We start from the raw sequence: 24,526 nt of genomic DNA, 5'->3' as shown, positions 1-24,526 counted from the left end.
CGGACCTTTCGGCCCTCCGTGGTCGCTGAAGCAGGCCGGCCCGCTGCATTAGGCGCGTCGAGAGCTACAGATACTCGTTAGGCTGCACATAAAGCGGTGATCAGCGTTTTTACCAGTTCTACCGCGAAATAAATGACTAGTACCGAGGCAGCAGAAAGTCCGGTAATTACAGAGGTGGCGAAAAACCAGATCCACCATCTATGCCCTTTCGCGCTGAATGTGCTGCCTAAGGTTTGTAGCTCCGATAGTGTATGGCGACCTCGTGGTTTACCCAAAATTTTTTGCACCTCATGCAAGTACCTGCCAGTCCAAAACGCCTTGATTAATTCCCAAGCAATAAACAAGGTCAGTGAGAGGGTCATCAACAGACCGCATAGCGCGAAAATCCACTGCGGCAGTTTGGTTACCAGCGTTGACCAGAATGCGAAGTATCCAGCATAGCCAGCAACCATGATGAGGTTGGTATAACTCGCCTGGTGATTCATCTGCTTTTCTTGCAATTGAATCAATGCGTCAACTTGTTTATCCGTCGCGCTGTTGACTTTGAGGGCATGTACATCCTCATTCAGAGTCTGAACCGACCTAGTAATCTGATCGGACCATTCTTCAAAGGGTAGATGGCTCATATATCTTTCCTTTTCGATGAGGGTGGAGGCGCAGGGCTGCGTTGCAGGTGGAAGGCTGCAGCTCATGCTAATGTGCCATCAGGAGGAAGCCGAGTAAAATCCGTGAAGCTGTGTCGGTGAATGTCAGTTATGCGTCGTTTTCAGCCTGTTGCCGAGGCTGCAACCATTGGGACTATCTTAACCAACCGAGATGTCCTGGTGGAACAAGGCCCCCTTCTTCAATAGGTACCTCCACCGATGCCATCGCCCGCGGGCACGCTCCGAGGCATTGATGAATTCATTTTGACGGCTGCCGAGATTAGTGAATGAAAGAGATTGCTGCGCCGATGTTCAATCTAATTGCATTGTCGCTTCCACGAGGGTTGGGGTTTGGGGACAACCCGCCTTTAGGGGCATGGCTTAGTGAGGACGGACTTTCTTGTGCCGCTCTAACCCGAAATATCCAATCCGGCAGCTTCGGAGTAGTCACCATGCGGCGTCGTGTCGATAGCGTGTGGGTGCCCCTCAGCCATGGTGAGGGCACCGCTCGCGAGTCCGAAGCACGCGCCTCAATCAGCCATTTTCTCAATACCGAAGCGCATCCGCTTCCACTCCCTTCAGGCGAACGACGACGTGCTCCTCTAAGCCGAATGGGTAAGCGCACACCAAGCGCGGTGTTCAAATCACTATTTGATCCAAGCCGCCGTATTGGGGCGTGGGCGCTTAATCAACTGTATCTCGCACTGCCATCCCCAGACAGAAATTGGGTTCCCGATTGCCAGACTGAGAATTTTCACACCCGCCTTTGGGAGGCTCACCTATTAGCGATTTTTCGTGAACAGGGACTCTTGGTCACCCAGCCTGAAGAATCACCCGATTTTCACATCGAGAATAGGCTGGGAGGCGAGGCATGGGTTGAAGCAGTGACAGCCAACCCGGAAGAGCGGTATGAGCATTTTGGAGCCTCGCCGGTCCCCCCACCAGCTGACCGACATGAGCGCTTCTTAGGAGCGGCTGCAGAAAGGTTTGCGAGGACCATCCAAAACAAATTGGACAAGCGTTACGAATCCCTACCGCACGTGGGTGGTAAGCCGCTCATTCTGGCCTTAGCCGATTTCCATGCGCCCAGTTCAATGCTGTGGAGCAGGGAGTCGCTCATCAGCTATCTCTATGGTTTTTCAGTTCACTCATCTGCGCATAATGGAACGCACCTGATAACTGTGGAGGAAGAGACATCTCTGCTATCAGGGCGCCCCAACGGCCTATTTACGCTAAGGGAAAATGCCCATATTTCAGCAGTCATTTTCACCAATGCCTGCACAGTGCCAAAGCTCAGCCGAGTGCCGATCTCAGGTGGAGCTCATCTAGACGGGTACCGATACTTGCGGTTTGGTGAGTTTTTCGACCGTTCTCCAGGAGCATCACGAGGTATCCCATTTCTGTTGGATGTAGCGTCTAGCGACTACGGTCAGCTCTGGCCGCAATATGGCTACGAGCCGTGGTCTGCTGAAGTGGAGGTCTTCCATAACCCTATGGCACTACATCCGGTGCCTAACGAGCTGATACCAGAAGTCACCCACTGGAGAGAAGTGAATGGAAGAGTCGAGTGCGAATCTTTCTATGACGTATCCATACTCCGATCCAGGACACTCGTCCTCAGTGCTAACGCTAAGGTTCCGTCACTTGATGAGTTACTGACAGCAGCCAGTCCTCAATAGATTGACGGCGACGGTGTGGCCGCATCTTTGCCACGCAGGTAGATGAGGATTTCTCAGCAAGCTACCCCGCCAGGGAAGGGCATGAGACCCCTGCGCAATTCATACCGTTGAAGCGTCACCTCTCTTCGGGTAAAAGCGTGACCTTCTTACAACGTTACAACAGCGTCATCCACGAGAGCATAGGAAGAGAAATGTCGACCCAAGGAATAAATCGATTCATCGGACGCAAGATTCACGCAGTGATAATGATGGCCCCACTTAAGCGGGAAATGATACGCCTCGGCATATGCACCGTCATGGCAATAGTTCTGAATATCATACTGTATACCGGCGTTGAAGTAGACGGCACCATCAAGCCGTGGGCAGAAACGCCGATAAAGCTATTTGCTTCATCTATGTTCTTCGCCTTCATGATCAAGGCATTTCTACCACTTCTCGGCTGGACAATTCTGAAAGCAGTACTACTGAGCGCGAATAATGCTTTTAGCGGCATCTTGAGTTTTTTAGGAAATCAATTCACAGGCGTCATGTACTGCACCGGAATCATCCTGGGATCTATCACAGTTAAACAGTATAGCATTTCTGGTGTTTTAGATTCTGAACTAGCCTTCCTATCCATAATCGTATTTTTCTCAGGAATAATGTACTTCTTCATACTACAATGTGCCATTCAAAAAACAATGCATCCGGCTCTGCTCGCACCGGCAACACCGCGCTCAAGCACTAAGCTATGACGGTTTTTTCTAATATTCAGCAGACTACTACTCATCTGTCACGCTTTGCACCACCCTACCTTGACAGCCACAAGAAGCTGGACTATTTACATAGTTGCATTCAACAGTCGAAGCGAGAAGGAAGTTTTGCATGAGTATCAAACCAGGTCCTAAGCGCACCAATGAAGATGGCACTCCAGACAAAAGGCAGCGAGTTACGCCTGAAAAGCAGAAAGATCATCCAGACCTGAAACCTCACAAGCACAAAAAGGGGGAGTAAGAAAAAAGCAGCTCTCGGGAGCTGCTTTTCTTTTGGCACTAACTTCTGTCATAGAGAAGCAATTTTCGAATATTCAGTTGATTAAGCTTGAATAATGACGACCCATAGCTCTGAGCTGGTACTCGTTTACAGCTCGAAATTGCGACTCCGCTATTTGGCGTAGCCGCTCGATTTCTTGTTCAGGTCGAGCCGAAGCTTGAGCCTCGTGGTACCGTTTCATCGCATCGACCGCATCAGTGTACATCTGATGGTCAGCATCAAGGACGGGCAATTTTTGTGTCATGACGAAAGCACCTTAGTGAATGATCGAAGGTGGCTTACCGGCGTTCACGAGCTGAACGTCAATGACGGCCTGATAAAGTGAGTCCGCCAATAGCTGAAGGCGCTCTACCTCGTGCTTTGCCAACCCTAGGGTCTGTATGAAAAGCCTTGAGACGAAGGTCAGGCAAGGCAAAAACAGCCGAGGAACGGCCGGGGTCGCGCTCGACTTTACGGGTTGTAAATGAGCATTCCGAGGCTGTTTTCAACGCAGCATCACCGAGTATCAAGGTTTTTCATACAGAGCCTAGGACCTCCGCTGCTTGAGCTTCGCGGATGGCTTGAAGCGCTTGCCGCATCAGCGGCTCGCCTGCTTCGACCATCCCAATGAATGTACGCTTCACAGCCATGGTGCTTGTCCACATGATGCCGAATGATAATCAGGGCCAGTGACCACGATGTTAACCACTTTTTTTCACTGTAAACCACTGTGGTTTACAGTGAAAAAAAGTGGTTAACAAGCGGTGACCCAGCTCCAGCAGGCCGCCCACCCATACCCAGTTTTCCGCTCACTCTGGCCAATCTGCAGCGGGGAAGATCATCAAACATTGCGGGATAACCAGCCGTTGGGAAAACGGCACACATAATCGATGAATCACATCCCGAGCCCCCGACGCCCGGGACGTTGGCAGCACCCTGGACTGTAGAGGCCAGGGCATCATGCTGGCCTCTATCTCAACATAGTTCACAATTGGCAGTGGAAAAGCAGTTCACATAGAGCCCATGATCAAGCCTGTGGCCGGTCCAACAGATCGCCCAACTCTTCCCGAGCCCACTGCACCCTATCCATTCTGCGATAAGGATGATCAACGGGCATCCGAATGAGAGATTCAAACCAAGCCGGGTCGAATTTGATGATTTCTTTGTGGATGTGCTCAAGCTCACCATTGCGAGGCTGCGACACTACGAACTCCATGCTCTCTAGCAATCCGGACGCTTCGCTGTCTTTGACGATTCGATGGCGGATAAAACTCATTTTGAGATCAAAATATGGCGCCTTCGAACCGGGTACGTTCTTCGACCCCAGCCGGCCAGCACTGCTGATTTCCGCCCCTGGCACCTTACTGCCAATGGCTTTCACCAGCTCAGCATTTCCGCTGACCTTCTGGCCAAACAGACGGGTGGCGTCCGACATGTAAGCAAAGATCCAAGGCACATTACGAAGCGTCGCACCTGTATAGAGGTAGCCGCGCTCCCCTTTGTAACGCTGCAGCATGCCTCTCAACGCGTTCTCGGAGAGGACCAAGTGGGTTTCTTTCTCCAAGATGTAAACCACGCGGTCAAACTGTTCGATCAATAGCTTGAGAAGCTTCCGCGGCACTCCGTCAAACCTGGTCTTCCGCTCAGTTTTCTTATGCTGGCGAGGCTGGAAGTACGGGCAATCGTTACGAGCATCACCATCAAATGGAGCGATGCCGCGAATGCTCCTCGTAGCATGCTTCCCAAATGGGTTCTTCACGTTGGGCGGTAATTCATACAATCCAACCAGCTGGACAGGGTTGTCGCATGCCGGGCATACAGCAAACTGAGCTAGCTTGCCTGCGCTTCCGGGCTGGTACCATGGCTCTCTGCGGAAGGTCTCAGCCTCGAAACCTTCCTTGTCGATGATCTTGCTTTCTGTGTCTTCGATGCGAAGCTTATAAACATCCATCTTTGCTGAAACCGTTTCAATAGAGGGTTTCTTGATGGTAACGAGCGAGGGTAAGCAGCAGTAGGCCTAACTGACCCTTTTGGCGGTCATCCAATCGTTTAAGGCCCAGCTCAAACACGCTCTGACCGAGCTAGGTGACCCCAGAAATAACTAACCCCTGATGCGCAGTACAGGTGTACGACCTGCCCGATCCGTGGGGCTATTTTTGCAGCGACATTCCCAGCTGGTTCGGGAAGGCTCAATTGGTTGGTAACGCTTGTCCGGCATTTCCAACCGTGAGCCACCGATGCCCCTCAACCGGGATTAACGTCAAATCGGATCAGTTGGGTCCGCTACCAGCGGCAGTACAGATTTCGAAGCTACGTTGCGCTTCTCAATACTGCGCTCGAGGCCGCGATTGGCAGGATGGCTGCGTCGGGAGGGGGAGGAGTGAGCCAGTGAAGCACCAGGGCGGACAGGAGGCTTGCGATGGTGTTCACAGATATTGCGACTAGAGCGTTACGCATTCTGGAGCATCCAATTTTTGAAGTGGACCTCTATTTAATGCGCATAAACTGTGTGTCACCACCACCCCAAGAAAATTTCGTCACGCCCCAAAATGGGAATTGTGATTCGGGCGCATCACGTTTTATCTCGTGCCAGTAGCTCTCTGTCCCCTATTAGCTAAGCGAGCCAGGACTCGACTACGTCGGCACCATACTCGTTTTTCCAGGCCTTGAGTGTGCGCTGATTACCACCCTTGGTTTCAACGATCTCACCGCTGTGTGGATTCTTGTAGACCTTCACCACACGTGCTTTACGAAGAGCCTTTGGTTCAATCGAAGCGGAAGCCACCGCTTGCGGATCAAGGATCATCACAACTTGCCGCACGCCATAGCCATACTCGTTGAGTAGGGCGCGAAGCTTCGTTTCAAATTCCATTTCCTGCTTCAGGGAAGTGTCATTTTTCAGCGCTTCCAGCTCGGCCAGTTGGGCTGCGAGCTGTTGTTCGAGTAAGCGAAATTCAGCGAGACGGGACATAGGATTCTCCAGATGATGTTCGGTGATTTTAGCAACCAAAAAAGAGAGCTTGCTAACTATCTTGATCCCACATGCTTGAATCGGCTATCGCGAGGCTGAGCGATCGGCGTGGATAAAAGGGTGGTGGCGTCTGGGTCGTCGCTCTGCATCGCCTCACCCATTAGGTATTCAATCAGTTTTTTGCTTCTCACCCATACGTACTGCCGGCATGCTGCATTTGGTATGGTTGGTCCAGCAACGGGGCGAAACCTAGCCTCCCAAAGGAGTTTGAACGCTTCCTTGGTCGACTTTCCCAGGTACACAGCGATCTCTGGTCCCAAAATATAGCCTCGCCTGAATCTTTCGATCGCTTGGGGCTTAACCACCAGTTGCGTACGCCTGCCGTGTTCGACGTTGGTGCTCCAAAGCAGGCCAAGCCGAACAAACGCGTAAGCGCATTCTTCTTTTACACCCAATCGCAATGAATTCGGTGCCCGCCCAGCAAAGCATGCCGCGAGGGCGTGTCAGGATTTCCACCAGCACCTGGTTTGGTCATAAGTTCGTTTTGCCGGCACTGTCACCATTGCTGGAGCTCTATCCACACCTTTCGGTGGAGGTGGATTTCGACGATCGAGTTGTGGATATGGTGAAGGGGGGATACGACATCCGCGATTCGCGGTGGACACATTCCAGATTCGGCGTTGATTGCTCGACCGGTATGTCCTCTCAGGTCAGTGTTGGTCGCGTCACCCGAGTATCTTGCCCGCAGAGGTATTCCGCAGAAGCCTGAGGACCTGACTTCTCACAAACTGATTGGCCAGCGATTCCTCGGTGGCAGCGTTGCGCCCTGGAGTTTCGAGCTGGACGACGGAACCATGGTCACCTTCGACCCGGCCCACACCGCTTCGCTCACGCTCTCATCTTCAGGATCACTGATCGAAGCTGCGCTCGATGGGGTAGGTATCGCCCAAGTGGGGGTACTGCCAGCTTGGGACGCGATGAATGCCGGCAGGCTGAAGATTCTGCTTTTCGATCAGCATGTGCCAGCGGAGTACAAAATGGTTATGCACTACCCACACCGGGGACTGCTGGCTTCCCGGGTGGAAGTCACACTGGATCATCTGGCGATGTGTTTTGAGCGAGACGAAAATCTGCAGGTCCCAATGAGTCGCCTTTCAGAGTTCGCAGCTTAATCGGTCGGGGAGATGAACCAATCAGTCGCAAATTCAAGCTTTGAGCTACCTGGGGCCGATTAAGCCCCCCATCGTTAGCCAATGGGAATTCCTAATGCGGCAAACGCGGCAACAACTGCGGCATAGGCTTCAGAAGCCGAGCCGAGGGTTTGGACAGTCGTCGCTAAACCGGAGCAGAGGGCAGTAATGAAGCCTTTATTCGGCTTTTCACTGTCGATCTCCTGGATTGTTTTCCCGATGTAATCTGCAGCCTCCTGGCGACGTGAAGGAGGCATGTCAGATGACTTCACATCCTGCAGCAAGGCTTCAAGTGCAATTTTCAGATCCGCAAAGGAGTTTTCCGAGGATCCCTGATTCACGTTAGCCAAGGAGCCCGCGCCCGTCTGGACAGCACCGACTTTCGCATGGAAGGTATACGAATGGTTAATCACCGAAGGGGAGGCAGGCTTAGTCATCAAATCTCTCCATTCATCAAACCGTAGTCCTTTGCACACCCGAAGCCCATGATTGGGAGTGAAATCAGCCCGAAGGTACCGTTTTGCTGAGAGGTCCTCCAGTACCGCTACGAGCACACTTTTATGCTGCGCCAATGACAGATCGAGGTATCGCTTAACGGCAGCATTGAGGTCGGAGTACATCAACCAATTGCCGCTCAACGCACTGAGCAATTTGAAGAGAATCTCCTCCAAATCCTCAGGCACGAGAGCCTCGGAATCAAGCTTGGTTACAGATAAGCCATTGTTCGTCATCTCCGCCTGCAGGCGACCTTCACGAGCCGATCTCAACCAATCCGCAGCGATCGCTAGCTGATAGTCATGGGGGTCACTAGGCCCCTTGCGCCAGTTGCGCTGCTCTTCCCAAATTTTCGCTTTCCAAGCCAACCCATTCGCTACGCCCGGGATTAAGCCTGCCAGCTCCATGATTAGAGCATCAAGCTGTGCTTCACCCTGACTGAGAAGGTGTAAGGCTCTCAACATATCTTGGTCCACGTGGTTCTCCCATCGGCACCTTGCGCAGGTCTTGCACATAAAAAAGAGGCGACGAACGGTTAGCTCAGCCCTCGACTTAGAGCAGCTGCGGCTTAGCGAGCGAAATGACATCGCTCGGCCTGGCTCGAAAAGGTCTCAGCTGCAGCAACCGTGTCCAGTCGTTTGCTAGTGTGTAAACCTAGCTGTAAACTGTCAATCAAAGTGTCAAGCTGAGTAATTGAGATGGGAAGGAAATACGCAAACGCCCCGGTCTACTTCACCATCGGCCAGGTGCGTCACAACCCCCTGCTGTCGCTGAAAAGCTACCTGCCGGCGATCCAGGAGCGCATGCGCAAAGCTGGTTACCCTGATTTCGTAAGCGCTCAGCAGATGCAGTTCTCGTTTGGTGCGGTGACGGGAGGCGATGACACGCAGCCTTTCAAACCAGGCGTCCAACAAATCGAGAGCTATGCATTCTCCAATCTGGAGGGCACGCAAGGCTTCTTGCTTGAACCGGGCGCGCTCTCATTTCGCTGCACCGAATACGAGACCTTTCCCGAATTCTACGCTGAATTGGAACGAGGGCTGAGCATTCTGGATGAGGCAGTCGAAGGCCTCGCTTATTTTGAGCGTTTAGGCCTGAGATACCTCGATGCAATAGTTCCCGCAGAAGGGGAAACCTTGCAGCAATACCTTGCTCGTGAGCTGTGGGGCACACCGGCATCACTGGATCTCAGCCAGATCTACCAGTTTGAAGGGCAGCCACTGACTTACAATCATTCCTTTGCCGAATCGTCGGCCAGCATCCCCAGCATTGGGCATGTTGTTTCACGAGTGATCATCCAGAACAGCGATCTGCGCTTCCCACCGGATCTGTCGCTCGAACCACTGAAAGTCGGTGAGCGCTTCAGAGGCCTAAATGGCCATCACGCAACCGTTGACGTCGACGCGAGCTTTGCTGAGCGCCAGAAGTACAACTCGACCGAAATTAGAGATAGGTTCCAACACCTTCACGACCTCGTTAAGTTGTTCTTTGACGCGACCGTGACGGACCACGCACGGAGAGCATGGAGTTAACCTATGAACATGATGTACGCCCCGTCCCCAAGCCCAGGCTTGGCAAATCGATCCTTCGAAGTAGCGAGCCGACAGCTGGAATGTGAGCGGGAGAAGGTCAAGCGCCCTACAGGCAGTACTGCGCTGGCCTGGGGTTATGGCCTGACTATGGCCTTCGCCCTTTGCCTCGGCACCCTATCACCGCAACCCCAACCTCGTGAGAACCGAGCCAGCAAGGAATACAAGGAGTCGATCCTAGGACTTGCCAAGCATGAGCCTGCGGTTGCTCCGCGGACGGCTGCAGAAGCTTTGTCATATGTACGCACCACCCTGAAGCCAGCGGTGACTGAATTGGCGACTATCTTCGGCGTTTCGAGACAGGCGATCTATAACTGGCAAGCCGGCGAACACATTTCAGAAGGCAACCAGGCTTTGCTTTATGAGCTTGCCGCGGCCGCAGACCGGATAGTTGCTCACCCCTTAGCAGGTAAGGTAAGCGCCAAGCGAAAACTCCCTGGCGGGAAGTCATTGTTTGAAGCTGTTGCCGACGGCATGCCTGGTGTAGAGGCTGCTGGGAAACTCATCACCATGGCTGAAAAAGAAGGCGCACAACGCGCGGCCATGGAGTCGAGATTGAAAACTCGAAACCGAGCTGCTGTAGACCTCGCGTCGGTCGGCTCGCCGCACTTGCAAGACAGAGCATGAGGTAGCAGTTGATGGTGAGCTGGAGTCGAACTACACCATGGCGGCAAGGTTACATTGTCGATAGTAAAACCCTCACCCAGCTCGGCATCACCCTCGACGGCGATGACCATGAATCGATCATCGCTGTCGTTGCTACGCACGACTGTGACCTTGCTCAGCTCGCTCCTGGGGAACCGGAAGTCGAGCTGATCCTGGGCAAAATTCTGGAAGATAAGCTTGATGGGAATTACACCCACTGCAAAACCGCCAGGCGCCTGCACATCGAACTGACTGGTACAGATCAGTACCTGAAGTGTGAGTTTGATGCCAGCAAGCGGATTCGAATTCTCAAGGAACATGAGGATCCTTCCAGGGCTTTCGTGTCGTACGATCCCGCTCGCAACTGGGTTATGAACGGTCAAGAACGGAGCATCTTCCAACGCTGGTTGGCGGCAAGGTATCGTCGATCATCGTTCCCTGACGAGTTCGATCGCAGGCTGCGTGACACGAAGGTAGCCGAGCGACTCGCCAAGCTGTTCAAGGAAACAGGCAACCACATCCCCGCAGTGTTTTTTGATCTTGACCAGGGAATTGAGAGGACGAGAGAAGGGGCGGATGACCTCTATGAGCTCTCTATCACTGTTCTCTACAAAACGGATGAGGATCCAGAGGCGGCCGAAGAAGCGGCCTTGGGCGCCGCAGAAGCGATAAAAGAGCTATTTGAAAAGCGCTGCAAAAACGCGGCTGGCACTGATTGGGAATGGATCGAGCTTCTAGACATCGACGTGATTTCCGATGAAGCACTGACTTATGGGCAATCACTCAATCTCACCCGCTGGCACGCAGACTACGTGAGCTTGCGCACAGATCCAGAACAGCCAATTTTTGACGACTGAGCCCGAACACGTCAGCTTTTCAGGCAAGGGCCTGAAAATCAACGAAAAAAAGAGAGGAGAGGGTTGACACCAGATTGATATGACGGGATACTTATAATTGCCGATAGTTATTTCTATCGACAAAAAAGCCCACCAATGTTTGCAGCATTGGCAGGCCCTTTGAACCGTGCAATGGGTGTTTTTGCAGAACCCCAAAGCACAATTAGAAAACAAACCCGGAGGTCAGGTTTCCATACTCGGAAAGAGATTCTACGTACATCTTTATCTCTTTACAACACCTGCTTGACTAGCGGCATTTGCAGTGCCGCAGGTATCTCCGGGTTCTCTCATTAGGAGACCCCGTATGACAATGATTTGCAGGCCCTTCATTACCCTCCGCAACGGCAAACGCCTTTTCGCACACGAGGTTGGTAAAACCGCGTTTTGCTTTGAGGTAGATGAAGTTCGGAAGGCTAAGCCACCTGAAGGGGCCGGTGAGCAAGGTACGCTCGACCTTGAGCATGATGACGTACCTTCCAAGCCTCACTGATGTAACAAGAAGCCCGGTAAGCGTCAGCTTACCGGGCTTTTTTGCGCATCGAATTCAGCGGTTGATCGTTCTAGCGTCAATGCATTTTTATGGAGAGCTTCACAGAGAGCTCCAGGTTTGTGTTTATCTCCGCGGCAGGCGCTACCGCAGTGGGCACGGCATGATCAGTAGCATTCGGTAGCGCTTGATTTATCCACAGAAGCACCACACCGCTGAGAATGCGTGCGACGGTGATCTTTGAAATTGTGACGAAGGCTTTGTGCATTTGGAGGTCCATTTCAGAAGTGGACACCCATTAGATAGCTCTTGAGGCCGTGCCACCACCACCCTACGAAAATATGCTCAAGTCCCAGAATGGGACTTGAGGATTCTCCATTTACACATCATCTCCCAAAGCTTGGGCTATCCAGACTCGGCGCATGCCTGTAGAGCCTCCGCGTCGCTGTGGTGAGCCAGTCTCCACGTGAGGTAGTCGAGCAATTTTTTGCTTCGCGACCACACGTACTGTCGGCAGTAAGCACTGACCAATGTGGGGCCGGCGACCGGCCTGAATCGAATGTCCCATAAATGCCTCAGCGAGTCCCTCGGCGACATGCCCAAGTAAGTCGCAATCTCTGGTCCCAGGATGTACTTGCGCCTGAATGTTTCGATCGCCTTGGGCGCTATCCGTTGCTGGGTGCACCGGCCAATTTTCGTAGAGATGCTTTCAAGCAGGCCCAATCGCACACAAGCGTAGGCAACCTCTTCCTTAATCCCCAGTATCACTGCCGCCTTGGGGACCGACAATCCTGAAAACTCCAGATTGCTCCCTTGGAATCGCTCCTCCATCCAGGATGTTAGATCGGTAGGCCTCATCAACCAAGCGCCCAACGCTGCAGGCTCATCCTGATCGCATCGATAGGCCTGCAAAGCGCCAGTTTTGATTGCCTGAATCAACTCAACGAGGCCACCGCCTGCAGGCAAGTAATGCTTGGCAACAAAGCTGATCGTTACCAACCCCGATCCTGAAGCCTGGCGTACCTCACTCGACACCAATTCAGTGAGCGAATCTCTAGCTATCAGCCACGGGCTACGGCCCACCTTGTGCTCTCCGAAGAATTCGAGAAGGCCAGCCGACAGGAGTTGGCGAACGCGGGTCCCACTGAGATTTAGGATCTTAGAAGCACCCTCCAACGTAACAGCTGATTGTCGGTGAGACGACGCCTCCTGTAGTTGGCCTAGATGAACGACCCTCAGTAACCGAGAACCTCTCTGCACCTCCCGGTGGTCAATGAGCCCGCGCTGGCACAGGGTCACAACCGCGGCTCTCGTGAGCCCTGTCGCTTTGGCACCAACTTGAACAGGTACCCAGAGATGATTCTCCACGGCTTGGTGGCTGAGATAGCGATTTCGATTCGCTAACGGCGCCACCCATTCCTCCAAGAGGTAGGACTCGAATTCGTCCCGGACAAAGCTGAAACACTGTGCATTCAGATCATGATGGATATCGCGATAAATCGGCCCAAACGCGTTGGTCAATTTCCAGTCGTCGCTATTGGAATAGGTAGCCTTTAAATCACTGAGCAGCTGCCGGAAAGCTGTCGGCCACTCCATGAGGATCCTGGCTGCAGCATCTGCCAACTTTCTAGAAACACTCACCGAAGCAGCTTCCGGTAGCCTTAGCTGCATAAGTGTCTCAGCTCTCGTGCTTCGCACCCCCAAACGCCCGGCCAACTCGTGCAGGTCCATATAAGACAGTCCCCTCACTCCAGCAGCTGTTGGCTTGGAAAGTGAATGGAGTGCAGTCTCCAAAGCCAAGGACAACCATTGGCACGGTTCACTGGCGAGACTAGAGCTTCCTTTTGAGTTCTGGCCAGCAAGAGACAATCCGCACGATTTGCAGCTGTTATCGAGCATCGAGCTATGGCAGGTTTTCGCACTGCAATTCGGGCATCTGTCTACCAGCTCAGTTCTATGCTTGGTACAAGAGGTCACCAAAGTGATTTCCCAGGTTTCCCGCCAATAGCCTATTTCAGCCAAGCACTGCGTACAAAACTTGACGCTGCGCGTTGACCACGTTTTGAAGCACCTATTAGTGGGTGAGCGAAGCTCGACCGCAGCCTCATACCAACTACAAGGCGAATCGAAGCGGCCGATCCACGCTTCAACGTCCGGGTCGGCGGACCGCTTGAACGCCTTGAGCGCGTCCGTTCCTGTTAATCCGTTAGCCCTGGCGAGCCTTTGCAAATAGCCAGAAAGGCTTTCGTCGTGATGAGGCCGCATTTTTATTAGAAGACCAAACATTCCTAAACATCCATGAAAACGAAGACAAACCAACAGAAGAGTAGGGCTGGGTGTGACCCAGCCCTCGCCGTTAGCACTAGAACTCCTCGAACTTCTCAAACGGCTCGTACTTCCCAATCAGCGGCTGGAAATTGAAGGTCGCACTGAAGGGGTTTCGCTCATCAGTGGAATTGCTCCACACCTCGTCCTCGAAGGCCTCTGCTAGTACTGGCAGCTCAATGCCAGCAAGGCCTCTGTAGTGCACAAGCCAAACGGCTCGATCCACGATTTTCATCAGGTAGTCAATCAAGCCATACGAGGCTAAGTGGAAACGCTTGATCATCGTGGCCTCAGTGAAGCTTACAGTCTGAACTGGCAGTTCACCCTGGATTGCCCGAAGCAGCATGACGAAATGGACTGAGGATTTAGCAGTCAAGGTGAAGCGGTCATAATCCACCGTGGCGGAGAATCGGCGACGCAGTTGCTCGTTCGCAGTCAGCAGCCCCTCGGTACGCTTCAAACCAAGCAGAACGAACGTGATACTGGTTTCATTCATCAAGCTCTTGATCCAGTCTGCTGCCTCATAGGCTCCGTTGCGGCGATAGTCGACCAAGTGCTGTACCTCATCGAGAGCCACCACCTCTACACCGAGGTTCTTCAAGAGAAGGACCACACGGGCGAATTTCACCTCAGCTGAATGTCCCCGCGCAGTTGCGAATGGATCCTTCAGCGCTGTCAGCATGGCTGCCGCCAGATTCTTCTTGGTGGGAGACGAAGGTATCTCAACAAACAAGACAGTCCTTTTCCCATCGTCAACGCTGCCGATTTCTTCCAAAGACCGGATGTACTCCAAGATCAATGTGCTTTTACCCACGCCACTGGGCCCTTTGATGAGCAACCCGTTACTTGCACCCGTGCGGCGACTATCCCTGTGAACCTCACTGAGACGGGTCAACGCTCGTACCGCCTGAGGGCTGTGGATAAACCGATGTCGTAGCGAGAAGGTGAGTTCTTGCGACTCCGTGGCGTTCATGACTTATTACCCCCGGCAGGCGGGCGGTACGAAACTTTGAAAGCATCGTCCGGCGGTATCTGAGGAATCGAATCGTCGGTCCATACCATTTCGCCGACTACTTTAGGAAGAGGTATGACCTCGCTCATACGACCTTCCTTATCAATCTTCGCCCGGGCAGCTTCGCGTCGCTGTCTGAGCTTCTGCGAACGGCGAGCCTCTTCTGCATCCACCATGATTTCTTGGTAGCACTGGTGGGTGGCCTCGAAGCTGGGCTGCTCACCGTTTTTTTCCCGGAGCGCTTTTTCTGCTGCCTTCCAAAGCTCCCGACTCTTGCCGACCATGCGCTCATCTTTCGCCGCTACCTGGAAGTACAAGTTCCTGAAGCGATCGTGAACCCAAATATGCCCGGCTTCGTCCCGGTATCGAACATTGACCTTCTCACCCTCTGCCAGGCGCATGCGCAGTTCAGCAAGCTCCGTAGAGTGATAGAACAATTTCCCAACCTCGATTCCATAATGATGAACCTTCACCGAGCTGCGCTTGGCCAGGATGCATTCCAAGGAATCAAGATCGACGGGGAGAGAGATAACGTGACTCGCCTCGCTGATCGCCCAAACCTCGGCGGGAGTCCGCAAGTCTAGTCCGCGGTGCGGCGTCTGGTGATACCCATCCACGATCCATTTCACCAACACCGCTTCTAACTGGGGCAGCGTGAAGCAGGCATTCTTTTCGGAGTCGTAGTCTCCGCGTTTTTGGACATTCGAGAACGTGGTTCCAGGCAGGTTATGAATCAGCCCTAGGTTCTGGGTACTGAAAAAGCGCTCTACCGCTCCTTTCTTCTGAGGAGCCCTAGAAGCGGGGTACATAATCTCAATACCTAGCTCGTTGAACCCCATGATGAGATCACCAGCGTGAAATTCCGCTGCGTTGTCCGGAACGATCCGGGTGGGTAAGCCTCGGGCCCACCATTCATTCCGAACTTTGGGAAAGCGCGTTAGCAACTCGGCTTTGGGACGAATAGCGCGTTCGATGACCCGAAGAACGGTCTCTGTGTTCGGAGCCGAGAGGTGAAGCAGATAGCCCATCACCATTCGGGAGAATCGGTCCATGACAATCGTCAGGTAGGGGCGTCCGATGCAAAGCCCGGTGGTTTCATCCACCAGCTGCACGTCTAACTGTGTGTGATCTATCTCCCACCGCTCCAGAATCTCATGGACGCGCAGCATACCTATTGCCGTACGGTGCTTTTGCTTGGCAGCATGCTTCCCTAGCCTGGCTTCATCAACCAGGTATGGGTCCAGCCGTGCGAGGTACCTCCGGAGGGTCATTCCACATGGCATCTTGAGCTGATCCGAAGGCAAGCGAGACAGATTTTTCTTTTCTACTTCGGATTTGAACTCAGCAAGGACCTTACTAACCTTCGGCAGCTCTTTCTTAAGGTAATAATCGTTGATCACACCATCGAGAATATCCTTAAGCTCCCCTTGGATCGCAGGAGCCCGCCCCTTTTTGGCGTGGTGAGGGATAAGCTTTATGAGATTAGTGCCTATGTATTTTGAGGCCCAACGTCGAATGGTTGATATAGAAGGTGCGCAGGCATCTCCAATTTTCTGAGCGATTTCTTTGATATGTTCAATCATCTCATCTTCACTCGGCAGCTTGTTATTTCCGCGCCCAGTTAAGGCATCCAGATATTTGCGGCGGCGCATCGCCTCATCCCCGTGTTTTTGGGGGAAGCATGAAATGTCTGGAGGGATGTTCCGGACATACGGAACCTTCCCGAGGTAAGGCTGATCAGCGGAGACCTCAATCTCACGCTTCTCGTAGCCCTCATAAAACTCTTTCTCGGACAGCTTCGTGGGTTCGCCAAGCTCATCGAAAAAGAGCAACCTCCGGTCAATAAGCCTCTTTTCCAGGACCATTAGAACGCCACGCACAATGACGACCAATTTCGCTTTAAGGGAAAAGGTCTGCATGGCGGTGCCCTCCCTTAAGGAAGATTGGGGAGCCATTGTCGAGCGGCCTCGTGAGTTCAATACCCACAATGCCCAACCCAAGAAGACGCCAAGCCGGCGTCTCACCCACAGCTAACAAAAGATCGGAAACCGTCCTGGGGGCCAGTTCATTGAGGACTGTGAACATCTCCTCAAGCTTCTCATCCGAAGGCACCGGACCACGCCGGTGGGACATCAATCGAAGGAGGTTGCTTGCAAGCGGCTCTTCTTCAATTAACTTGTCAGTAACGACCGAAAAGCTACGGCCGGTGGAGATGAAATAGCGCTCAACTGCTTCCAGCCTGTCTCTCACTCTGGCTATATTCAGGCGGTCGTACGGCTTCACTTCAAACCACCAATCCCGGCCATCCGCGAGGAAAACCCGTACGTCCGGGTAGTACTTGAAATACCCCTGCGCTGAAGGAATACGCTCCTCACTAGGCTGGACGACGTAGCTGATGACCGCTGGCGACAGCTCAAGAATCCGAAAAAAAGCACCTTCTAGCTGGGATTCCCAAGGCACAGGCTTCTTATTTTTTAGCGATGGAAAATATCCGCGGTAGTGGTTGGACCGACGCGTGACTACCTTTCTCACCGTCATGAAACACCTCCGAAAATCTCGAAACGAGCGCAGCTGCTGCGCCAAAAGCAAAGGCACAGGGCAGGCGCGGGGAGGCCTTTCAACAGGCAACACTGTGCCGTCGAGTGGCCTCGCTAAGGTCGAAAAGAGGGGAGAGGATTGACAGGGGCTTCGAAAAAGCAGACATTGCGGTTTCTCACGTCGCAAGTCCGCTTCGCTAAGCGCGGTCAGAACCTCTCGGTTTTGGTCGCGTTTTTCTACATTTGGGCCTCCTTTTTCTACTGGAACGGTCTGGATTTCATGACTAATCAGAATTTCCAGAGGATGGCTTGATCTCTTTCTTTCTAAGCAAGACGCTTGTCACTGCGCCAGCACCTTCGACTTGATCTTAGATTCTAGCTTCAACTGTCTGATTGGCGTAAACATCCAATCGGGAAGCCAAAAAATACGGTCATAGATCTTATTCCAACACTCCATTGAAATCTACATTTAATCCAACTAGCAAATTTGGAATTTCTTATAGTTCTCTGTTATCCGTATTAAATTAATACAAGTAGATTTAAATAACTGTTGTATATGTTTCGCCGCTTTTTTAAACCTTGATGGATTCGCGACTCCCATCCAGATCCTTTGGCCGAGCCCTTCGGCCTGACCTTCCTTTCCCAGCCAAGCGCACGCAGCCAGAATGCGACGAGCCCGTGGGAGGAGGGTGAACACAGGAATTTGAGGTAAAAAAAAGCCCGCTAGTGCGGGCTTGATGGTGACCGGCGGAGACCAGGCTTTTGGCCGGGCCAGTCATCTATTTGTGAAAACGTGCAGCTTTTCTGTGAACCTACAGCAACGGATCAGAAGTCGAGGTTCGACACCGACAGCGCATTGCTTTCAATGAAGTCACGACGTGGCTCAACCGCGTCGCCCATCAAGGTATTGAACAGCTGGTCAGCAGCAATCGCGTCTTCGATGGTGACCTTGAGCATACGGCGCACGGTGGGGTCCATGGTGGTCTCCCACAGCTGCTCAGGGTTCATCTCACCCAGACCTTTGTATCGCTGGATGGTATGACGCTTGGTGCTTTCGTTCATCAGCCAGTCCAGCGCTTCCTTGAACTCGCTGACTGCCTTGCGGCGTTCACCACGCTGTACATAGGCACCTTCGCCGAGCAGGGTAGACAGATTGCCACCCAAGACGACGATCGAACGGTAGTCGTTGCTGCCAAAGAAGTCGCGGTTGAACGTGACATAGCTGGCCAAGCCGTGGGAAGTGATTTCAACTTCCGGCAGCCAGAGGTTGCGCTCTTTGTCCTCGCGCAGGCTGGCCTTGTACACCAGACCAGACTTCTGACTGTTGTTCAGGCGCTCCTGGAACTTCGCCAGCCATCCCTGCATGACTGCATGATCAGCCAACTGGTCAAGCGTGACTTCAGGCAGGTAGATGAAGTGCTCGGTGAGCTCTTCCGGGTACAGCCGCGACAGGCGCTTGAGCGTCTTCATCACACCACGGAACTCGTTCACCAGGTTTTCCAGTTGTACACCGGATACAGCTGGCGCCGACTCATCCAGGTGCAGACTGGCATCTTCGAGGGCCGACTGGGTCATGTACTCTTCCATGGCCTCGTCGTCCTTGATGTACTGCTCCTGCTTGCCTTTCTTAACCTTGTACAGCGGTGGCTGGGCAATATAGATGTAACCGCGCTCGACCAGCTCCGGCAACTGACGGAAGAAGAACGTCAGCAGCAGGGTACGGATGTGCGAACCGTCAACGTCAGCATCGGTCATGATGATGATGTTGTGATAACGCAATTTGTCGATGTTGTACTCTTCACGACCGATACCGCAGCCCAGCGCGGTGATCAGCGTGCCCACTTCCTGGGACGAGATCATCTTGTCGAAGCGCGCTTTCTCGACGTTGAGGATCTTACCCTTGAGCGGCAAGATCGCCTGGGTGCGGCGGTTACGACCTTGCTTGGCCGAGCCACCCGCAGAGTCACCCTCCACCAGGTAAAGTTCGGAAAGAGCAGGGTCCTTTTCCTGGCAGTCGGCAAGCTTGCCCGGCAGACCGGCGATATCCAGTGCCCCCTTGCGGCGGGTCATCTCACGGGCTTTACGCGCGGCTTCACGAGCACGGGCGGCGTCGATCATCTTGCCGACAACGGCCTTGGCCTCGTTCGGGTTTTCCAGCAAGAAGTCGGCGAAGTACTTATTCATCTCCTGTTCCACGGCGGTTTTCACCTCCGAGGAAACCAGCTTGTCCTTGGTCTGGGAGCTGAACTTCGGATCAGGTACCTTGACCGAAATGATGGCGGTCAAACCTTCGCGGGCATCGTCACCGGTGGTGGCGACCTTGTTTTTCTTGGCCAGACCTTCCTGCTCGATGTAGCTATTGAGGCTACGAGTCAACGAAGAGCGGAAGCCCACCAGGTGGGTACCACCATCGCGTTGAGGAATGTTGTTGGTGAAGCACAGCAGGTTTTCGTTGAAGCTGTCGTTCCACTGCAACGCCACTTCGACACCCACGCCATCGTCGCGCTGGACGTTGAAGTGGAACACCTGGGAGTTGATCGGTGTCTTGTTGGTGTTCAGGTACTCGACGAAAGCCCGCAGGCCACCTTCGTACTTGAAGAACTCTTCCTTGCCGCTGCGTTCATCCTTGAGCAGGATGCCAACCCCGGAGTTCAGGAAGGACAGTTCACGAATCCGCTTGGCCAGGATGTCCCAGCTGAAATGGATATTCTTGAAGGTCTCGGCAGATGGCTTGAAGTGAATGTGGGTACCCGTGGACTCACTCTCACCGACAACCGCCATCGGCGCTTGTGGAACACCGTGGACGTACGTCTGTTCCCAGATCTTGCCACTACGGCGTACGGTCAGGACCAGTTTCTCGGAAAGGGCGTTCACCACGGAAACGCCTACACCGTGCAGACCACCAGACACCTTGTACGAGTTGTCGTCGAACTTACCGCCAGCGTGCAGCACGGTCATGATGACCTCGGCTGCCGAAACGCCTTCTTCTTTATGCACGTCAACCGGAATGCCGCGACCGTTGTCGCGCACACTGATGGATTCATCCGGGTGAATGATGACGGTGATGTCATCGCAGTGACCGGCGAGGGCTTCGTCGATCGAGTTGTCGACCACCTCGAAGACCATGTGGTGCAGGCCGCTACCATCATCGGTGTCGCCAATGTACATGCCGGGACGCTTGCGCACGGCATCCAAACCTTTCAGCACCTTGATGCTGGAGGAGTCGTACGTTTGATTTTCGCTCATGCCTTCACTCCCGATGGTCGTGGGTCTGGGTGATACGGCCTTGTTCCACGTGGAACAAAGCAACTGGCGTTTCCGTCTGCCAGCCTTCCCTCAGTAATTCGTGATCTACACAGGTGATGAACACCTGGCAGCGTAATTCTTCAAGCAAGCGGCATAGCGCGCGGCGATGCTGCTCATCCAGCTCGGATGGCAAGTCATCCACGAGATAAATACAGTGACCGCGGCGAGCCTGACTCACGAGATGGCCTTGTGCTATGCGCAATGCGCACACCACAAGCTTCTGTTGCCCCCGCGACAAAATGTCGGCCGCGTTGTTGGCAGCCAATCGCAGACGCAGATCAGCACGTTGTGGGCCGGCCTGGGTATGGCCCATTTGCTGATCTCGAAGAAGAGAAGAAGCGAGAACTTCATTGAGTTCGCGGTCTTTGTCCCAGCCTCGGTAGTAGCTCAGGGTTAACCCGTCCAGCTCGACCAGTTCGCTCAGGGTTCGCTCGAAGACAGGCTTCAAGGCCTTGATGTAGTTGCGACGGTATTCATCTATTTCCGCGCTGGCCAGGCACATTTCCCGGTCCCAGGCGGCTTGCGAAGCTGCGTCAAGTGTACCATGACGCAACCATGAGTTCCGCTGCCGCAGCGCCTTCTGCAGACGCTGCCAAGCTGTCATGAAGCGTGGTTCCACGTGAAACACGCCCCAGTCCAGAAACTGCCGGCGGATCTTCGGAGCACCTTCGAGCAGCCTAAAACTGTCGGGGTTGATCAATTGCAGTGGCAAGAGCTCGGCAAGCTGAGCCGTACTCTTGGCATTCTGCCCATCGATGCGAATGGTGAACTCCCCGTGCCGATCACGGGATATCCCCAGGTTACTGGTGCCACCTTCCGTCAGCTCGACTTCGCCAAACACCGTGCAAGTGGGCTGTTCGTACTGGATGACCGGGTTGAGCCGGGTACTACGAAACGAGCGCGCCAGTCCAAGCAAATGCACGGCTTCAAGCACGCTGGTTTTGCCGCTGCCGTTGGTGCCGTAAAGGATATTGATGCGTGGGGAAGGTGAGAGGGTCACCGGGTGCAGGTTGCGCACCGCGGTGACCATGATACGTCGAAGGGACATTGGGCCTGCTACGTTTACAGACGCATCGGCATGACAACGTAGGACGAGTCGTCATTGCCGGCTTCCTGCAGCAGGGCACTGCTGTTGGAGTCGGACAGAATCAGGCGGACCTGTTCAGTCGTCATCACACCCAGCACGTCCAGCAGGTAGCTGACGTTGAAACCGATTTCCAGCGAGCTGCCGTCGTAGTCGACGCTGATTTCTTCTTCAGCTTCTTCCTGCTCAGGGTTGTTGGCCTGAATCTTCAGTTGGCCAGCGGCCAGTTGCAGGCGAATACCGCGGTACTTCTCGTTGGACAAGATCGCAGTACGGCTGAACGCTTCACGCAGCGCCTGGCGATCGCCGATAACCAACTTGTCCCCCCCCTTGGGCAGGACGCGTTCGTAGTCAGGGAACTTGCCGTCGACCAGCTTGGAGGTGAAGGTGAACTCGCCGGTCGTCGCACGGATGTGGTGCTGACCGAGGACGATGCTGACCATGCCTTCCGGCTCGGTCAGCAAACGCGCCAGCTCAAGGATACCCTTGCGTGGCACGATCACCTGGTGGCGGTCGGCCTGTTCGATCGGTGCACTCATCGCGCACATCGCCAGACGGTGGCCATCGGTCGCGACAGCACGCAGCGTACCGCTGGATACCTCCAGCAGCATACCGTTGAGGTAGTAGCGCACATCCTGCTGAGCCATGGCGAAACTGGTGCGCTCGATCAGGCGGCGCAGCTTGCTTTGCTCCAGGTTGCAGGTCAGCGAGCCTGGGCCCTCTTCCACGGTCGGGAAGTCGTTGGCCGGCAGGGTCGACAGGGTGAAGCGGCTGCGGCCGGCCTTTACCAACAGTTTCTGTTCGTCGACTTTGATATCGATCAGGGCGTCGTTCGGCAGGCTTTTGCAAATGTCCATCAGCTTGCGCGCTGGAACAGTGATTTCGCCAGGCTCAGCCGAGTCTTCCAGTTGCACGCGGCCTACCAGTTCGACTTCCAGGTCGGTACCCGTCAACGAAAGCTGCTGGCCTTGCACGACCAGCAGAACGTTGGACAGGACCGGCAAGGTCTGACGGCGCTCGACGACACCGGCGACCAGTTGCAGGGGTTTCAACAGGGCTTCGCGTTGAATGGTGAAATGCATGGTCTAGTCCCTTGCCTTCAAATAGCTGCGCTGACGGCCATCAGGTCGTCAGCGTCCGCAGCAGGTTCTTGTAGTCCTCGCGGATGTCCGCGTCGGATTCCTTCAATTCGTTGATCTTGCGGCAGGCGTGCAACACGGTGGTATGGTCCCGGCCACCAAACATATCGCCGATTTCCGGCAGACTGTGATTGGTCAGCTCCTTGGACAAGGCCATGGCCACCTGACGCGGACGTGCAACAGAGCGCGATCGGCGTTTGGACAACAAATCGGCGATCTTGATCTTGTAGTACTCGGCAACGGTACGCTGAATGTTATCCACACTGACCAGCTTGTCCTGCAGCGCCAGCAGGTCTTTCAGCGACTCGCGAATCAGTTCGATGGTGATGTCGCGACCCATGAAGTGCGAGTGAGCGATCACACGCTTGAGGGCACCTTCGAGTTCACGCACGTTGGAGCGGATACGCTGGGCAATGAAGAAAGCTGCATCGTGTGGCAGCTCGACCTTCGCCTGGTCGGCCTTCTTCATCAAGATGGCCACGCGTGTTTCAAGCTCCGGCGGCTCGACCGCCACGGTCAGCCCCCAACCGAAGCGCGACTTCAAGCGTTCTTCCAGGCCCTCGATCTCCTTGGGGTAACGGTCGCTGGTCAGAATCACCTGCTGGCCGCCTTCAAGCAGAGCGTTGAAGGTGTGGAAAAACTCCTCTTGAGATCGCTCCTTGCGGGCAAAGAACTGGATGTCATCGATGAGCAGTGCGTCCACCGACCGGTAGAAGCGCTTGAACTCGTTGATGGCGTTCAGCTGCAACGCCTTGACCATGTCGGCGACGAACCGCTCGGAATGCAGGTAGACGACCTTGGCATTCGGATTCTTCTTCAACAGGTGGTTACCCACAGCGTGCATGAGGTGGGTCTTACCCAAACCCACGCCCCCATAAAGGAAGAGAGGGTTGTAGCCATGCTTGGGATTGTCCGCGACCTGCCAGGCAGCTGCGCGGGCCAATTGGTTGGACTTACCTTCGACAAAGGTTTCGAAGGTAAAGGTGCGGTTCAGATAGCTGGTGTGCTTGAGCGCACCTTCGACCTGGACGGTACGTTGCTCGGTTCGACCTGCCGCTGCCGGTGCTGGCGACGCGTCACCCATTCCGTCGTAAGTGTCACGTGAGGACGACTCAGCCAGTTCATTGACCGCGACCGATTCAACCACGGTTGCGCTGATCGGTTCGGCAATGGGAGCAACCGGTGCTGACTGTTGCGCATGGTTCTGCGCGATGGACGCGGCAACGGCGGCACTGACAGGTGCGTTAGGCGCAGCCCGGGGGGCGGAGCTGCGACGGCTGCCTATTAATAAGGAAAGGGCAGGCGCAATACCGTTGCCTTGCTCACCCAGGAGTTCGAGCAGGCGGCCCAGGTACTTTTCATTGACCCAATCGAGAACGAAACGGTTAGGCGCATAGACGCGCAACTCGTCGCCTTCGGCTTCGACCTGTAGCGGACGGATCCAGGTGTTGAATTGCTGGGCAGGCAGTTCATCGCGCAAAAGCTCTACGCACTGCTGCCAAAGTTCCACTGACAC

22 protein-coding genes and 1 pseudogene are annotated in these 24,526 nt (G+C 54.1%); 8 read left to right on the top strand and 15 right to left on the bottom strand.

Translation table 11 applies throughout. From position 1 onward, the window contains the following. Positions 1-77: 77 nt before the first annotated feature. Positions 78-626 (bottom strand): hypothetical protein, encoded by a 549-nt coding sequence (locus IF103_RS00105; protein WP_202675782.1) that lies wholly within the window; start codon positions 624-626, stop codon positions 78-80. A gap of 305 nt (positions 627-931) precedes the next feature. Between IF103_RS00105 and IF103_RS00100 the strand changes: the two genes are divergently transcribed. The 3 genes from IF103_RS00100 (at position 932) to IF103_RS25095 (ending at position 3,316) form a co-directional block, all read left to right on the top strand. Then, the gene (locus IF103_RS00100) at positions 932-2,323 is read left to right on the top strand and encodes a hypothetical protein (protein ID WP_252189426.1); all 1,392 of its coding nucleotides are present in this window, start codon (positions 932-934) and stop codon (positions 2,321-2,323) included. A gap of 191 nt (positions 2,324-2,514) precedes the next feature. After that, positions 2,515-3,057 (top strand): hypothetical protein, encoded by a 543-nt coding sequence (locus IF103_RS00095; protein WP_202675781.1) that lies wholly within the window; start codon positions 2,515-2,517, stop codon positions 3,055-3,057. A gap of 130 nt (positions 3,058-3,187) precedes the next feature. Further along, complete coding sequence (locus IF103_RS25095) at positions 3,188-3,316, top strand: hypothetical protein (protein ID WP_003253468.1); 129 nt, start codon at positions 3,188-3,190, stop codon at positions 3,314-3,316. Positions 3,317-3,389: 73 nt separating this feature from the next. Here the strand turns inward: IF103_RS25095 and IF103_RS00090 are convergent, their stop codons facing one another. The 3 genes from IF103_RS00090 to IF103_RS00080 all read right to left on the bottom strand — a co-directional run bounded on the left by IF103_RS00090 (position 3,390) and on the right by IF103_RS00080 (position 6,305). Further along, positions 3,390-3,599, bottom strand: a complete 210-nt coding sequence (locus IF103_RS00090; RefSeq protein WP_202675780.1) for a hypothetical protein — start codon at positions 3,597-3,599, stop codon at positions 3,390-3,392. A gap of 762 nt (positions 3,600-4,361) precedes the next feature. Beyond that, the gene (locus IF103_RS00085) at positions 4,362-5,285 is read right to left on the bottom strand and encodes a hypothetical protein (RefSeq protein WP_202675779.1); all 924 of its coding nucleotides are present in this window, start codon (positions 5,283-5,285) and stop codon (positions 4,362-4,364) included. 663 nt (positions 5,286-5,948) lie between these two features. Then, on the bottom strand, positions 5,949-6,305 hold the full coding sequence (locus IF103_RS00080; protein WP_202675778.1) for a histone-like nucleoid-structuring protein, MvaT/MvaU family: 357 nt from the start codon (positions 6,303-6,305) through the stop codon (positions 5,949-5,951). A gap of 460 nt (positions 6,306-6,765) precedes the next feature. On the opposite strand from IF103_RS00080, the gene IF103_RS25170 reads away from it, so the two are divergent. Together IF103_RS25170 and IF103_RS00070 are read left to right on the top strand one after the other, a co-directional pair. Then, the gene (locus IF103_RS25170; protein WP_353843716.1) at positions 6,766-7,074 is read left to right on the top strand and encodes a LysR substrate-binding domain-containing protein; all 309 of its coding nucleotides are present in this window, start codon (positions 6,766-6,768) and stop codon (positions 7,072-7,074) included. Beyond that, positions 6,986-7,477: a LysR substrate-binding domain-containing protein gene (locus tag IF103_RS00070; RefSeq protein ID WP_202675776.1), complete on the top strand. Its 492-nt coding sequence runs from the start codon at positions 6,986-6,988 to the stop codon at positions 7,475-7,477. Before IF103_RS25170 ends, IF103_RS00070 begins: the two co-directional genes overlap by 89 nt. 74 nt (positions 7,478-7,551) lie before the next feature. On the opposite strand, the gene IF103_RS00065 is transcribed toward IF103_RS00070, so the two are convergent. Further along, positions 7,552-8,466, bottom strand: coding sequence for a hypothetical protein (locus IF103_RS00065; protein WP_202675775.1), 915 nt, complete (start codon positions 8,464-8,466; stop codon positions 7,552-7,554). A gap of 222 nt (positions 8,467-8,688) precedes the next feature. On the opposite strand from IF103_RS00065, the gene IF103_RS00060 reads away from it, so the two are divergent. From IF103_RS00060 to IF103_RS00050, 3 genes are read left to right on the top strand one after another with little or no spacing between them, the layout of a single operon-like run. Beyond that, a complete protein-coding gene (locus IF103_RS00060) occupies positions 8,689-9,522 on the top strand; it encodes a TIGR04255 family protein (protein ID WP_202675774.1) in 834 nt (277 codons plus the stop codon). Positions 9,523-9,525: 3 nt separating this feature from the next. Beyond that, complete coding sequence (locus tag IF103_RS00055; protein ID WP_202675773.1) at positions 9,526-10,206, top strand: Cro/Cl family transcriptional regulator; 681 nt, start codon at positions 9,526-9,528, stop codon at positions 10,204-10,206. 11 nt (positions 10,207-10,217) lie between these two features. Beyond that, positions 10,218-11,081: a hypothetical protein gene (locus IF103_RS00050; protein ID WP_202675772.1), complete on the top strand. Its 864-nt coding sequence runs from the start codon at positions 10,218-10,220 to the stop codon at positions 11,079-11,081. A gap of 605 nt (positions 11,082-11,686) precedes the next feature. On the opposite strand, the gene IF103_RS00045 is transcribed toward IF103_RS00050, so the two are convergent. The 10 genes and pseudogenes from IF103_RS00045 to dnaA all read right to left on the bottom strand — a co-directional run bounded on the left by IF103_RS00045 (position 11,687) and on the right by dnaA (position 24,526). After that, positions 11,687-11,875: a hypothetical protein gene (locus tag IF103_RS00045; RefSeq protein ID WP_202675771.1), complete on the bottom strand. Its 189-nt coding sequence runs from the start codon at positions 11,873-11,875 to the stop codon at positions 11,687-11,689. 137 nt (positions 11,876-12,012) lie between these two features. Further along, a complete protein-coding gene (locus tag IF103_RS24835) occupies positions 12,013-13,203 on the bottom strand; it encodes a hypothetical protein (RefSeq protein ID WP_252189425.1) in 1,191 nt (396 codons plus the stop codon). A gap of 402 nt (positions 13,204-13,605) precedes the next feature. Continuing rightward, positions 13,606-13,872: pseudogene (locus tag IF103_RS25165) on the bottom strand (hypothetical protein); the annotation flags it as partial. Positions 13,873-13,969: 97 nt separating this feature from the next. Beyond that, entirely contained in the window at positions 13,970-14,905 is a 936-nt protein-coding gene (locus IF103_RS00035; RefSeq protein WP_202675769.1) for a TniB family NTP-binding protein, read from the bottom strand. After that, complete coding sequence (locus IF103_RS00030; protein ID WP_202675768.1) at positions 14,902-16,863, bottom strand: TnsB C-terminal domain-containing protein; 1,962 nt, start codon at positions 16,861-16,863, stop codon at positions 14,902-14,904. Before IF103_RS00030 ends, IF103_RS00035 begins: the two co-directional genes overlap by 4 nt. Beyond that, positions 16,844-17,482: a TnsA endonuclease N-terminal domain-containing protein gene (locus tag IF103_RS00025; protein ID WP_202675767.1), complete on the bottom strand. Its 639-nt coding sequence runs from the start codon at positions 17,480-17,482 to the stop codon at positions 16,844-16,846. Before IF103_RS00025 ends, IF103_RS00030 begins: the two co-directional genes overlap by 20 nt. A gap of 824 nt (positions 17,483-18,306) precedes the next feature. After that, complete coding sequence (gene gyrB, locus IF103_RS00020) at positions 18,307-20,727, bottom strand: DNA topoisomerase (ATP-hydrolyzing) subunit B (RefSeq protein WP_023377930.1); 2,421 nt, start codon at positions 20,725-20,727, stop codon at positions 18,307-18,309. Positions 20,728-20,731: 4 nt separating this feature from the next. Next, positions 20,732-21,835 carry a DNA replication/repair protein RecF gene (gene recF / locus IF103_RS00015; RefSeq protein WP_202675766.1) on the bottom strand — a complete coding sequence of 368 codons (1,104 nt, stop codon included), beginning with the start codon at positions 21,833-21,835 and terminating at the stop codon, positions 20,732-20,734. Between the two features lie 14 nt (positions 21,836-21,849). Continuing rightward, on the bottom strand, positions 21,850-22,953 hold the full coding sequence (gene dnaN / locus IF103_RS00010) for a DNA polymerase III subunit beta (RefSeq protein WP_023377928.1): 1,104 nt from the start codon (positions 22,951-22,953) through the stop codon (positions 21,850-21,852). A 40-nt stretch (positions 22,954-22,993) separates the two neighbouring features. After that, positions 22,994-24,526 (bottom strand): chromosomal replication initiator protein DnaA, encoded by a 1,533-nt coding sequence (dnaA, locus tag IF103_RS00005; RefSeq protein ID WP_023377927.1) that lies wholly within the window; start codon positions 24,524-24,526, stop codon positions 22,994-22,996.

Origin of the sequence: Pseudomonas sp. SK2 (genome assembly GCF_016772395.1) — a bacterium.
GTDB lineage: Bacteria > Pseudomonadota > Gammaproteobacteria > Pseudomonadales > Pseudomonadaceae > Aquipseudomonas > Aquipseudomonas taiwanensis.
This window is presented reverse-complemented; position numbering and strand designations above follow the sequence as displayed.